11 protein-coding genes are annotated in these 13059 nt (G+C 48.2%); 6 read left to right on the forward strand and 5 right to left on the reverse strand.

Features of this window, described 5'->3' with window-relative positions; all coding sequences use genetic code 11:
- Positions 1-76: 76 nt before the first annotated feature.
- The 3 genes from QUB56_RS10375 to QUB56_RS10385 all read right to left on the reverse strand — a co-directional run bounded on the left by QUB56_RS10375 (position 77) and on the right by QUB56_RS10385 (position 1846).
- Positions 77-883, reverse strand: a complete 807-nt coding sequence (locus tag QUB56_RS10375; RefSeq protein ID WP_332955093.1) for an RtcB family protein — start codon at positions 881-883, stop codon at positions 77-79.
- A gap of 225 nt (positions 884-1108) precedes the next feature.
- On the reverse strand, positions 1109-1315 hold the full coding sequence (locus QUB56_RS10380; RefSeq protein WP_332955065.1) for a hypothetical protein: 207 nt from the start codon (positions 1313-1315) through the stop codon (positions 1109-1111).
- 99 nt (positions 1316-1414) lie between these two features.
- Positions 1415-1846 (reverse strand): RtcB family protein, encoded by a 432-nt coding sequence (locus tag QUB56_RS10385; RefSeq protein WP_332955066.1) that lies wholly within the window; start codon positions 1844-1846, stop codon positions 1415-1417.
- A 575-nt stretch (positions 1847-2421) separates the two neighbouring features.
- On the opposite strand from QUB56_RS10385, the gene QUB56_RS10390 reads away from it, so the two are divergent.
- Together QUB56_RS10390 and QUB56_RS10395 are read left to right on the forward strand one after the other, a co-directional pair.
- Positions 2422-2538 (forward strand): helix-turn-helix domain-containing protein, encoded by a 117-nt coding sequence (locus tag QUB56_RS10390; RefSeq protein WP_332955067.1) that lies wholly within the window; start codon positions 2422-2424, stop codon positions 2536-2538.
- A 40-nt stretch (positions 2539-2578) separates the two neighbouring features.
- Positions 2579-3856, forward strand: coding sequence for a transposase (locus QUB56_RS10395; protein WP_332955068.1), 1278 nt, complete (start codon positions 2579-2581; stop codon positions 3854-3856).
- A 13-nt stretch (positions 3857-3869) separates the two neighbouring features.
- On the opposite strand, the gene QUB56_RS10400 is transcribed toward QUB56_RS10395, so the two are convergent.
- Both QUB56_RS10400 and QUB56_RS10405 read right to left on the reverse strand, forming a co-directional pair.
- On the reverse strand, positions 3870-5705 hold the full coding sequence (locus QUB56_RS10400) for an APC family permease (protein ID WP_332955069.1): 1836 nt from the start codon (positions 5703-5705) through the stop codon (positions 3870-3872).
- 67 nt (positions 5706-5772) lie between these two features.
- Complete coding sequence (locus QUB56_RS10405; RefSeq protein ID WP_332955070.1) at positions 5773-6612, reverse strand: prephenate/arogenate dehydrogenase; 840 nt, start codon at positions 6610-6612, stop codon at positions 5773-5775.
- Between the two features lie 38 nt (positions 6613-6650).
- Between QUB56_RS10405 and QUB56_RS10410 the strand changes: the two genes are divergently transcribed.
- The 4 genes from QUB56_RS10410 to QUB56_RS10425 all read left to right on the forward strand — a co-directional run bounded on the left by QUB56_RS10410 (position 6651) and on the right by QUB56_RS10425 (position 13012).
- Positions 6651-8213, forward strand: coding sequence for a pentapeptide repeat-containing protein (locus tag QUB56_RS10410; RefSeq protein WP_332955071.1), 1563 nt, complete (start codon positions 6651-6653; stop codon positions 8211-8213).
- A gap of 96 nt (positions 8214-8309) precedes the next feature.
- A complete protein-coding gene (locus tag QUB56_RS10415; RefSeq protein ID WP_332955072.1) occupies positions 8310-9872 on the forward strand; it encodes a pentapeptide repeat-containing protein in 1563 nt (520 codons plus the stop codon).
- A 79-nt stretch (positions 9873-9951) separates the two neighbouring features.
- A complete protein-coding gene (locus QUB56_RS10420) occupies positions 9952-11481 on the forward strand; it encodes a pentapeptide repeat-containing protein (RefSeq protein ID WP_332955073.1) in 1530 nt (509 codons plus the stop codon).
- 22 nt (positions 11482-11503) lie between these two features.
- Entirely contained in the window at positions 11504-13012 is a 1509-nt protein-coding gene (locus QUB56_RS10425) for a helicase C-terminal domain-containing protein (RefSeq protein ID WP_332955074.1), read from the forward strand.
- The last annotated feature ends 47 nt before the right edge of the window (positions 13013-13059 follow it).

Raw genomic sequence — 13059 nt, forward strand, 5'->3', positions numbered from 1 at the left:
CGAGAATTAAAAATTAGTAGGGTGCTCGGCGCGCACCTTACCCTTGTTCAATTTTTAATTCTCAAATGCCCCGTTCCTAGGCTTTAAACGTTAACACTGGCTTCATTTTAGCGACAACACCAACTATTTGCGCCTCAACCTGGACGTCAATTACTGGTTGAATAGGCTTGTAAGCGGCCGGTGCTTCTTCGATTCTGCGTTCTTCGCGCCAGGTAATGCAATCTACGCCCGTTAATCCCAAAGTCGACTCAGTTTTGTCAGCACCTTGGCGGCTCATATCGAAGCGCGATCGCGCCCTACCTGCACCGTGAGAAGCCGATCGCAAAAATCGATCGTTCCCCGAACCAACCAGTAAAAAAGACGGCGCGCCCATCGAACCCGGTACAATTACAGGCTGGCCGGAATGTGCGGGACAAGCGCCTTTGCGCGTTACCCAGCCGGCACCTTCAGCTAAGGTGATATTGTGAGGCAAATCGTATACTAAGGGAGCTTCCACATCGCCGAAAACTTGCCGCAAACGCCAGCGCAAAAGTTCTGCTAGCAGCAAACGGTTGATAAAACCGTAGTTAGCGGCGGTTGCTTCCGCTTGCAGGTAGCTGTTCACAAGTTCGGGATTTGCAGCAGCAGACAGCGGGAAAAGCGCGGATTCAGGATGTTTCAGAGTTTTCGGCCAGGCCTCGCAAGCTCGATCGCGCCACATTCCGCCGATATATTTGCCGACATTCCGCGACCCCGAGTGAATCATAAAAGCGATTTGTCCCGATCGAACTCCCCAAGTATAAGCCGTAGCTCGATCGATAACTTCCTCAACCACTTGAATTTCGACAAAGTGATTGCCGCCACCGATGGTAGCTAACCCGCCATCCCTGACTAAGCCGTCAATCGATTTTAGATTTTAGATTTTAGATTTTAGATTGACCCCACGGATAAATGCTCTTTCTTGAGGATTTTCGATTTGAGATTTTGGATTGATTCCACGGATAAATCACGTGGCGGGTACCACCTTTGAAATTCTTGGTCATTTGGGACTAATTCTTCGGGCGCCCATTTGACATCGCCATTCATGGAACCGCCGAGGAAAGTACGCGCGTGCCAAGCTATCCCGCTCTTAATCGCACTCTGTAGCCAACTGCTGGAAATCCGAATTAGCCGCGCTGCCGGTTGCCTCGTCTGGCATAGCATCCAGCCATCCGGGAATCCCGTGTTGGAACATGGCGCGAGCAGTTTTTGCAGTCATGCTGACATCGCGAGTACCGAAGAAATAATCGCCTTTGAGCAATTCTACAAATCGATCGCGCTGACAAGTGAATTTCAAAGGTGGTACCCGCCACGTGATTTATCCGTGGAATCAATCCAAAATCTCAAATCGAAAATCCTCAAGTCCCCGCATTTATCCGTGGGGTCAATCTAAAATCTAAAATCTAAAATCTAAAATCGATTGACTGAGGAATTGTTCGATCGACAAATCCGCAACGTGTAACCGCATCCCGCAATTGATATCAGAACCGGTAGCCGCCGGAATCACCATTCCTGCTGTTTCTACAATAGAGCCGATCGCCACCCCCGCATCCCCCGGATGGAAGTCAGGAGTAGCGCAGGCGCGGCAAACGCAGCCGCCTTGAGGGTGTCGAACATTCGCCAAATTTGCTAACTGTTTGAGCGCCTTTGCTTCCACAGGAAAATCCTCTGGGAGCAAAACTTCTGCTGTTGGAGCACTGGCATCTTGCCAGTGTTCTTTCAAAGAACTATTGAGAGAAATGGAGTAAACTTTGTTGCTGTAACTAACATCAAGACCTTGCCGAGACAAAGCTCGCAAAAGCCTGTTCAAGTTTTTTGGCTGCTGCATAAATAGTCTGTTGCGGGTTGCATAGCAACCCCCAAAAGTTGAAGAGATTTTTTAGGGAACAAAAGACTTGGGTTCAGCAGCCGCAATCTTTTTCAAGATAAGTTGAAAGGCAACTTTTCTAATGACTCAACTTCTAACATATCATTTTTGATATGTCAACCCTTTCATTGAATTTTTAATAAATATATATGATTTACCCAGCGGTGTCAGAAACCCGGTTTCTGCCTAGCAAAATCGCATCCAAACCAAAGATTTTGCGAAGAAACCGGGTTTCTTGGGCCAGCGCGTCCGACCGCATTCCAGTCTTTATTGCGAGGAAGTAGGGGCAATCCCCCGTGGTTGACCATCCCCACTTAACTATCAGCCGGCAAGTCCCTCGGTATATTTAAAGGGGATTAATCTGAGCGCTGCGCGAAGTACCCCGAATAAATTACCGCAGGGATGTCCAGAAGCGTCGAATGGAGGGACGGAAGGCGACAATTAGACATTGCAAGTACCTTTAACTTTAATGTACTTTCTAAACATTAAAGTTAAAAAATGGTACATTAAAGTAGGTCGAAAAAAGGAAGTTTCCAATGCAAGTGACATACAAATACCGCCTCAAACCCACAAAAGCCCAACTAGCAACAATTGTGGCTCATTTAGAACTCTGTCGTCGGCAGTACAACTACCGACGGGCGCGAAAGATTTAGGTGGTGGGAAGCCACGAGAACACCTATCAATGCCTGCCCCTTGATTGTTTCTCTAGTCCCTGTTGAGGAGATTTATCAAAATATTCCCTTAACTAGGGTGCAGACTAGGGATGGTAGAAAAAAGGATGAGTTAGGCAATCCTTTGACCAGAAAAGGTGACATTTTCTCAAATATTGAAGGCGGTTACGTCCAGTGGCAAACCATACAGCTTGCTGACCTGAAAAACACTAAAAAACTATTTCCTGATTACAAAGTGTTGGATTCGCAGGTTTTGCAGGATGTTGTAAACAGGGTGGAAACTTCCTTTTCAAATTTCACCACGCCGGACAAAAATGGCAATCGTAGAGGCAAACCCAAGTTCAAAGGGTTTCACTACTACAAATCTTTCACTTACTCTCAATTAGACAACTTAGATATTGCTAAGGATGAGCAAAATAGGATTTGTATTAACCTGGCAAAAATAGGTCAAGTGCCTATGGTTTTCCATCGTTCAATACCAACAGGATTTAAGGTTAAGACGGGTACAGTCGTCAAAGAAGCGGATGGGTGGTATATTTCCCTGACGCTAGAAGATAAGACGGTTCCCGTAACGGTTGCAGAAATTCAACCGACTGACAAAAATACTGTTGGTATCGACTTAGGAATCACTAATTACGTTTATCTTTCTAATGGGGAAAGAGTTGAAAATCCTAGATTCTTAAGGAAGTCGGCCCAGAAACTGGCAAGACTTCAAGCGAAGTTAGCTAAAAAAATCAAGGGTGACAAGCCTTGGAAAGTTATCAAGGACAGGACTTCCAAACTCCATCAGTTTATAGCTAGAGCTAGACTGGATTTTCAATTCAAAACGGCACATGAGCTATTTGGCAAATGTGATGTTTTAGTTATTGAAGACTTGAGTGTCAAAAATCTGACTAGACGTGCCAAGCCCAAGACCGATATAGAGGATAGCCATTTGGTTTATTTGCCAAACGGTCAGTCAGCTAAAAGTGGCTTAAATAAATCAATGCTTGATGTTGCTCACGGGCAATTCGCCAGCGTCCTCAAGTATGTCGCTTGGAAGTTAGGTAAAACGGTTCTATTTATTGACCCCAAAGGAACTTCTCAGCATTGCTGGAATTGCCTTAACAAAGTACCGAAAGAATTGTCAGATCGATGGCATTCTTGTCAGTGTGGAGAATCTTTGGAGCGAGATGAAAATTCAGCCAAACTTATAAAGAAGATTGGTCTAAGCTACGAAAGTGGCGGGGGAACTCCGTCACTCAAAAAAGCCTTTGCAAAAAAGGAAAAAGAAGCCTGCGGTCTAACGGTAATCCGTTGACGGTCAGGTTAGTTCACAGATAATATCTAACCGTTGTGACAACCCGACTTTTTTTAGCCCGCAAAGTAGCTTTCAAAAAGAAAGCAGTTTGATTGTGCAGCAGTCCCTCCCACCAATTTCGCGTCACAAAAGCCGGAATTATCAGTGTTAAATACACTCCCGGTCGCTGCTCTTCAAACAAAGTCAAAAAGTGTGTCAAAGCCGAACTAACAGAACGGTAAGGAGATTCCAGAATTTCCAAAGGAATATCTGACTGCAAATCTTTCCAAGCTAATTGTAATTTTTCTCGATCGGTCAAACCAATATCTACGTGAACTGCCACAACTTCATCAGCAATTAAACGAGCGTAATCAAGGGCCTCGAAAGTACCCCGGTGCAACTGCCCGACTAACACTACTGCCGGATGTGTCACCGTCTTAACTTTAGGTCTGGGAAGATAAGACCTCGGTTCTATTCCCTGAATGCTCAAGCGAGCCGCGACATACCGATAGTGTCGGTGAATAGCTAAAAATAGACTGACTACGATCGGAATAGTTACTACGACAACCCAAGCTCCCAAAAGGAATTTTGTAGCGAGAATTACAGCCAAAACTCCCATTGTTGCCACTGCACCAATACCGTTCATCACAGCACTAACTTGCCAACCTCTACCTCGTTCCTTAAACCAGTGAATTACCATTCCCGATTGGGAGAGAGTAAAAGAAGTGAAAACTCCAACCGCATACAGGGGAAGCACCGCGCTCGTATTGCCTCGAAAGATGATAATTAAAAGAGCAGCGCAGAAGCTGAGCAGATTAATGCCATTAGAATAAACCAGTCGATCGCCCAACAGCGACAACTGCCGGGGCAAGTACCCGTCCCGCGCCAAAAAATAACAAAGTCGCGGAAAATCAGCATAGCTCGTATTTGCCGCCAACAGCAAAATTAATAGAGTTGCTGCCTGCAAATAGTAATAAAATATACCGACACCAAAAATCTGTTTTCCCAATACAGAAAGGAGGGTTTCATGTTCTGTAGGAATCACCTGATAAATATGAGCCAAGTAACTAATCCCCAAAAACATCGCTCCCAGAATTCCCCCCATATAGGTCAAAGTCAGGCGCGCATTTTTCCATTCAGGAGGCTTAAAAGCCAACACCCCGTCTGATATGGCTTCAACTCCAGTCAGGGCAGTACAGCCCGCCGCAAAGGCGCGCGCCAGCAGAAATAATCCCAAAGGTTCCTGAGCTGGAATATTTTGTACGGTCGGAAAAACATGACCTGTTGCCTGTTGGAATAAACCGCAGCCAATCAAAATAAAAATGCCAATGAGAAACCCATAGGTGGGAACCATAAATATATTGCCCGATTCCCGCAATCCCCTGAGATTGGCAAACATGATTAGGACAATAAAAAATAAGCACAGTTCAACTGTGTAGGGGTGCAGCGAGGGAACTGCTGAAGTTAAGGCCGCAACGCCAGCCGAAATACTTACAGTTACAGTTAAAATGTAGTCAATCATCAACGAAGCCGCTGCGATCAAACCGGGATAAATACCCAAGTTTTCTCGCGCTACAATGTAAGCGCCACCGCCGTTGGGGTACGCTTTAATTGTCTGTCGGTAAGACAGCGCCACGATCGCCAACAGTAAAATAATAATTCCAGAAATAGGCAGCGATAAACTCAAACTGCTACTCCCCGCTAGTAATAGCACGAGCAGAGTTTCTTGAGTAGCGTAGGCAACAGACGAAAGTGCATCGGAAGCCAGAACAGCTAGTCCAGTAGCGTTACTCAGCCGTTCGTGAATAGATGCGCTAGTCGGAAGAGATTCACCCAGTAAAAATCGCTTGAGTCGAGAATAAGTGTACATGGAAACTCAATATATAGGCGTCCACAAATCATAATCTAGACGGGAACCGTTTTAAGTAATTTTTGGCTCACAATTTGTAATTCTGTCTCGCTTGTTGAGTCAGCTTCAGCTTGTGTTCGAGAGCTTGCCAATTTTCCGCTGCGATATCGCTGATGAACTCGTCGAGACAGTCGCGGTAAATAGAGAGCGATCGCAACAATTCCTCTCGATTGTACTTTGCCACCATCACTCCCAGCTCGGGATTGCCGCCGCCTACGCGGCTCGTGTCCCGAAAACCAGAACTCGCCAAATGTTGGGCTAAATTAACAATATCCCGATCGCCCTCCCGAACTCCTGCTGCAACCAGCGTCGCGCTCGCCACGAGCGGCAAATGAGAAATCCAAGCCACAGCTCGATCGTGATCGAGAGGGGAACATCGGTAAACTGAGGCACCCAGCAACCGTGCAATTTCCTCAACCCGGTCCACCGCAGCCGCCGGCGTCTGAGGCTGCGGCGTCAGCACGTAAGGTCTGCCCACAAACAAATCCGGCACCGCCGCGTCGATTCCGCTTTCAGCAGTCCCCGCCATCGGGTGTCCCCCCACAAAATTCGGCCACAGAGAAGACACAGCCTGCACTATGGGTGTTTTTACAGAACCGACATCCGTTACAATAGTATTAGGGGAAAGATGGGGTACCAAATCTCGGACGATCGGCTCGATCGACCCCAAAGGGGTGCAAATAAAAACCACATCGGCTGCTGCCATCAGAGACAGGTGTATGCTGGCATCATTGACAACACCGCGAGCTTGCGCCCGATCGCAAGTTTGCTGCCGACTCGAGACGCCAAAAACATCACACCCGCGCGATCGCAAATCCAGCCCGATCGAGCCACCAATTAAACCCAGTCCTACAATACCGATATTCATAGCAATAAAATGGGGATATTTGATACGGTACCGCCCCCATGACAGTCGAGGAACTCCTGAAAAAATATGCCGCCGGAGAAAGAAACTTTGCCGGAATCAACCTGACTGAGGCCAACCTCAGCGGCGTCAACTTGAGCGGAGCCAACCTCAAGGGTGCGAATCTGAGTGTAGCAAACCTGAGCGGAGCCAACCTCAGCAAAACCAACCTCACCGGTGCCAAACTCAACATCGCCAGACTCAGCGGCGCCCATCTCGGCGGCGCCAACCTCACTGACGCAGACCTCAACGTCGCCTACCTCGTGCGAGTTGACCTCAAAAGAGCCACACTCACAGGAGCAAAACTGATCAGAGCCGAGCTCATTCGAGCCGAGCTCAGCGGAGCCAACCTCTGCAGAGCCAACCTCAGCGGCGCCACGCTCACCGAAGCCACTCTCCGAGGAGCCAACCTCGCTCAAGCCAACCTTCGAGGCGCTCACCTCAGCGGCGCGTGCTTGACAGAAGCCAACCTCGAACAAGCCAACCTCCAAGGCGCCGACCTCAGCCGAGCCGACCTCAGCGGCGCCGATTTGCGAGGCACAGAACTGCGACAAGCCAACCTCACTCAAGCCGTACTCAGCGGCGCCGACCTCAGCGGCGTCAATCTGCGCTGGGCCATTCTCAGCGGCTGCAATCTGCGCTGGGCAGACCTCAGCGAAGCTAAATTAAGCGGTGCCGACCTCAGCCGAGCCGACCTCTGCCACGCCAACTTATTGAAAGCCAGTTTAGTTCACGCCGACCTGTCAAATGCCTATCTGATCCGCGCCGACTGGATTGGAGCCGACTTAACCGGAGCCACCTTAACCGGAGCCAAACTCCACGGCGTTTCGCGGCTGGGCATCAAAACCGAAGGCATGACCTGCAAGTGGGTGGATCTGAGTCCAAACGGCGACCACAGCCAAATTTACTGGTTAAACTCCGGAGGAACCCACGAATTTTTTCACGAAACCTTGCCCACAGTTCGGATTGTGATTGACTCGCCCTTAGACCAAGGCGCTCATTTTGCCCTGGCTGCCACTTATTACCAAATTGCCCAACAATACCCGACTTTAAGTCAGCCGCCCACGATCGAAGTCAGCTCCCGGCGCACCGTACTCGCTTTTAAAATGGACAGCGACGATAAATTATTTGCCACCGCTTACGTTGCCATCATTCCTTTTAACGACGCCGCCACAACTCAAAAAAACCTGATCGCTTTGATGAAAATGATTCAATCTCACGATTCAGGCAAACTTAACGTCAAAGAATCCAAACACGTCCAGTTATGCAGCAAAGCTCTCAATCAAGCTATCAGTAAAGTAGACCAAATCAAAATTTCGAGTTCTTTTCCAAAAATCGGCGAAAGCATCAATTTTTTTCAAATTCCTACACAGATGATCTTAATTAATTCCCGCGACCAAAGACTCAGCGTCTATCACCACCCAGCCTTCGGCAAGCGGCTGATTAAAAAATACGACCAGACCAACTCAACCTCCGCCAAGTTAGCCGAAAGCACAAAATTGGCTCAAGCTAATATCAGTACCTTTTTGGATTTTATAAAAGGCTTCCACAATATAGATGTCTAGGCATATTGCATCAAGTTACAAAAAATGCTTATTCTAGTTTAAAGGTTGGCACTACAAAGCTTTGTTCTAGCTAACACATCAGGGAAATTGAAAAGCATGGATGCCGAAGAACTCATCACCAAATATGTAGCAGGAGAAAGAGACTTTACTGCCATCCTCCTTTGCGAGGCAAATCTCAGCAGGATCGATCTCAGCGGGGCTAATTTCAGTGAGGCAATCTTGAGCCTCACCAACATGAGCGGCACCAATCTGTCAAACGCCAACATGAGAAAAGCCAAACTCAATGTTGCCAGACTCAGCGGTGCCAATCTCAATAAAGCCAACCTCAGCGGCGCTATCCTCAACGTGGCTAACTTGATTCGAGCCGACCTCCGCGAAGCCCAACTCGTCGAAGCTACAATGATCAGATCCGAACTTATCCGAGCCAACCTCAGCAGTGCAAACTTGAGCGGTGCAAACCTCAGCGAAGCAGATTTGAGAGAAGCAACCCTCAGAGAAGCCAATCTAGAACAAGCCGACCTCAGCGGGGCTCACCTCAGAGGCGCTTCCCTAACAGCGGCAAACTTGGAACGGGCTAACTTGCACAGGGCCGACCTCAGTAGGGCAGACTTGCGAGGAGTCAACCTCTGCAATGCCGAACTCAGACAAGCTAATCTGTCTCAAGCCAACCTCAGCGGCGCTGACTTGCGAGGCGCTAATCTGCGGTGGGCTGACCTCAGCGGGGCGAACTTGACCGGCGCTGACCTCGACGAAGCGAGATTGAGCGGGGCTAACTTGTACGGGGCAAATTTGAGCAATGTCAACCTGTTGAACGCTACTCTGGTACACGCGGATTTGACTCAAGCCAATTTGATTCACGCTGATTGGGTGGGGGCAGATTTGACGGGGGCGGCTCTGACGGGGGCAAAAATTTACGCGGTGTCCAGGTTTGGTGTGAAAGCAGATGACATTACCTGCGATTGGGTTGATATGAGCCCTAACGGCGATCGCAGCCACATTCAGCGCTTTACCCCAGAAGAATCTCAAAGGTTTTTCAATGCTACACCGCCGACAGTTCAAATTATTGTCGATCGACCCCTAGACCCCGACGCTAACTTTATCCTCGCGGCTACCTACCGTCAAATTGCCCGTCAATACTCGGGTTTGAGCAATCCTCCCAGCATAGAAGTAAATTCGCGACGCACAATCATCTCATTTAGAATAGACCAAGACGAGCAACTATTTTCCACAGCTTTTGTTGCCATTATTCCCTTTAGCGACGCGGCATTTACTCAGAAAAATCTCATTACTCTGATCAAAATGATTCAACCCCAAAGTGGCAATAACCTGGGCGTCAGAGTCTCAAATATGGTAGTGCAATTGAACGTGACCCTGACCAAAACAATGAGAAAAATAGGGGAAATGAAAATTCAGCCGATTCGCCTCGATCGCGAACCAGAGTCAAATTTTTTCCAATCGCCTACCCAAACTGTACTGGCTAACTCCAGCGCCGAAAGTTTGATGATTCACTATCACCCAGACTTTGGCCGAAACTTAACAAATGTGCCGGGAGTCAACAAAACCTCTATCAGCCCTGCAATTAAAGCCCAAAGATTCACAACCCCGCCGCTAAATACGGTCGTTGAGTTTGTCAAAAGCTTTTATCAGATCGGTGAGTAAATACTATAAATTTATTTGAAATAATTTCTATTCATGCCCTATAAAAGTTAGCCGATTGCCCTTTCAGTTAGGTAAAAAAATGGAAGCTGAAGAACTTCTCAAACGATTTGCACTCGTCAAAAGATACACAGAAGGCGACAGAGATTTCACAGGAATCAACCTGAATGAAGCTAATCTCAGCCGCATCAACCTCAGCCAATCTATTTTAAGGGGGGCTAGCTTATTTGTCACCAACATCAGCGGCGCTAACTTGAGCGAAGCTAACTTGAGCGAAGCTAACCTGAATGTTGCTAGACTCAGCAGTAGCAATCTCTCGCGGGCAATCTTAAACGGGGCTACTCTCAACGTAGCAAACTTAGTGAGAGCCGATTTAACTGCCGCTCAATTAATCGGAGCATCCCTGATTAGAAGCGAGTTAGTCCGCTGCGAACTCAGCAAAGCTAACTTCAGCGGCGCCAACCTGACTGAAGCAGATTTAAGAGAGGTAAAACTGACGCAAGCTAACTTGTGCGGTGCTAATCTTTCCGGTGCAAATCTTAGAGGTGCTTCCGCTGCTTCAGCTAACTTTCAAGGAGCTAACTTGCACGGCGCGGATTTGACGAAAGCAGAACTTAGCGGCGTCAATTTCAGCAAAGCGGATCTGAGACAAGCTTGTTTGCAGCAGGTGGATCTGTGCGGTGCCGATTTGAGCGGAGCTAATCTCAAATGGGCTGATTTGAGCGGAGCTAACCTCAACGGTGCCGATCTGAGCGATTCTAAATTCAGCGGAGCCAACCTCAACGGAGCAGATTTAAGAAATACTAATTTAGCAAATGCTAGTTTGGTTCACGCTGATTTGACAGAAACAAATTTGATTAATGCAGATTGGGTGGGCGCTGATTTGAGGGGAGCAACTTTAACAGGGGCAAAAGTGTATTTGGTTCCCCGGTTTGGCATCATCGCAGATGATATTACTTGCCAGTGGGTTGACATCAGCCCCGCCGGCGATGGCACTCAGATTCAAAAATTTAAGTCGTCGTCAGAATCGAGAAAATTTTTAAATCACACGCCCGGGTTGGTGCGAATTGTGGTTGATGCACTTTTAGACCACTCAGCCAACAGCGCTTTAGCAATCGCTTACAGCGAAATAGCTCAGCATTACCCACCACTGAGCTGTCCTCCCAATATTGAAGTCGGCTACCGCCGGACAACTCTCACTTTTAGATTTGATAGCGACGAGCATTTATTGCCAGCAGCTTTTGTAGCGATTCTTCCTTTTAAGGATGCTGTACAAACTCAGAAAAATATTATGGCTGTTAGCAAAAATATCGAAAGTCAAGATTTGGCAAAAAAACGAAGAGTGCAGTTGTCTAAAGCATTAAATGCAGCGGTGGAGAATTTAAATGAGTTGAAAAACCACCTGCAAGGAGTACTAAATGCCCACCAGCAAACAAGGTTTTTTCATTCACCTACCCAAACTATTTTAATTAGTTCGGGGCAGGAGATTTTGACCGTGCAGTCTCACCCGAATTTTGGTCAGCGAGGTGGAAATAATCACCAGAGTAAATTCAGTTTGCCTGTGGGTCAAAAAGTAGTTGATTTTATCGCCAGTTTTGATTATGTTGATTGAGGAATGTTAACAGTACAATCGATTGATTGAGGTAGAAGTCCACAACTCGCTGCTCCGTTTCCTGCGATCGAACTCCGAGCCGCACTGGCCCCACCATTTAACGATGGCGCGGCTCGTGGCGCGGGCTTTGCGCTTGGGGCGCAGCGCTCTGATCCAAACGGGGCTTCCGGCTGGAGCTTACCGACAGCGGTATCGAGTCAGCTATTTGATGCCGATTTTGATGTGGCCGGATCCTGTGATTTTGGTGGCGCCGATACCGCTGCTGGAACATTTGCAGGCGGTGGAAATTCCGCGCTTGCAAGAGTGGCTGCAAACTGAGCGGCCGATCGAGATTTATTCGGATAATGCCAGTGGACGAGGATTGATGCTAGCAGATCCCGAGTCTTGGCTGGCGGCTCGCTTGGCTGCTGATTCGCCACTTCCGAGCAATATTCCGACAATTATCGACGGTGTGGATGATTTGGAAGTGTGGACGCGCCAGCAATTGACGGCGTGTTTGCAACCTGCTGACTGGAATGATTTAATGCAATCTGTGCCTTTGGAAGCCGATGCAATCCTCCAAGGGCGGGTAATGCTAACGCGGGCTTTCTTTCAGCATCCGGCGAAACCTGAGGAGTGCTATTTGCTGGAAACTGCAGAGCAAAATATTTTGGAGGGGCTGTGGGAAAGGATCGAGCCAAATTCGCTGATTCCGGCTGCTTGGAGCAATTTTTGGCAGCGGTGGGAAGCAAACGGAAAACTGCGGTGGGCGCAAATTCATCGGGAGGCTGGCTCATTTTCTCTTTTCTGCGCGCCGGTTCAGGTGGCTGAGGTTTTGAGCAAAATTTGGGATTGTCAGCCTGTGGTGTTGATTGGGGGGGCGGTGGATGTGGAACCGAAGGCTCCGATCTTCCGGCAAATGCTGGGACTGCCAGAATTGACGAGCGTTAAGTTTTCGCCCGATCGACAAAGCGAATTAATTCAACTGTACATTCCCAACTGGCTGCCGCTGCCAAATACGCCGGAATTTCAGGGTGTTTTAATTGAAGAAATTCGGACTTTGCTGTTGATGAGCGCGTCGGTGGCGGGTTTAACGGTGTTGATTGTGGGTGATGTACCGCTGAAGGCTAGGCTGGCGGCGATTTTGGCTTCTGAGTTCGGTTCTCGGGTGCAGCTAGAAAAGACTGATGTGGGCGAGAATGCGATTTTGGTGACGGGGTGGGAGTTTTGGCGGGAACATCAGGGGGAATTGAGGGCGCCTCACTTGCTGGCGATCGCAACTTTGCCATTGCCTTCTTTGGAAAATCCTTTGGTGACGGCGCGTGTGGCTTATTATAAGGAGCAGCGCCGGGATTGGTTTCGGTTGTATTTGCTGCCGGCGGCGCTGAATGAGTTGCAGCGGGCGATCGCGCCGGTGCGAGAACGTCAAGGGGTGGTGGCGATTTTCGACAGCAGGGTGATTCACCGCAGTTACGGACAGCAGGTTTTAGCGGCTTTGAGTCCTTTTGCGAGGATTGATTATTTGGATACGACTTGGCTGACGCAGGCTTGAGATGACCTGTTGGCGTATAATTTGGTTGGGTATCCAGTTGAAATCTA

Source organism: Microcoleus sp. AR_TQ3_B6, from assembly GCF_036702785.1.
Lineage (GTDB): Bacteria > Cyanobacteriota > Cyanobacteriia > Cyanobacteriales > Microcoleaceae > Microcoleus.

Coding starts and splice junctions, on each gene's coding strand:
- QUB56_RS10385 (WP_332955066.1), bottom strand. CDS start 1,846: ATGCAGCAGCCAAAAAACTTGAACAGGCTTTTGCGAGCTTTGTCTCGG.
- QUB56_RS10390 (WP_332955067.1), top strand. CDS start 2,422: ATGCAAGTGACATACAAATACCGCCTCAAACCCACAAAAGCCCAACTA.
- QUB56_RS10400 (WP_332955069.1), bottom strand. CDS start 5,705: ATGTACACTTATTCTCGACTCAAGCGATTTTTACTGGGTGAATCTCTT.
- QUB56_RS10405 (WP_332955070.1), bottom strand. CDS start 6,612: ATGAATATCGGTATTGTAGGACTGGGTTTAATTGGTGGCTCGATCGGG.
- QUB56_RS10410 (WP_332955071.1), top strand. CDS start 6,651: ATGACAGTCGAGGAACTCCTGAAAAAATATGCCGCCGGAGAAAGAAAC.
- QUB56_RS10415 (WP_332955072.1), top strand. CDS start 8,310: ATGGATGCCGAAGAACTCATCACCAAATATGTAGCAGGAGAAAGAGAC.
- QUB56_RS10420 (WP_332955073.1), top strand. CDS start 9,952: ATGGAAGCTGAAGAACTTCTCAAACGATTTGCACTCGTCAAAAGATAC.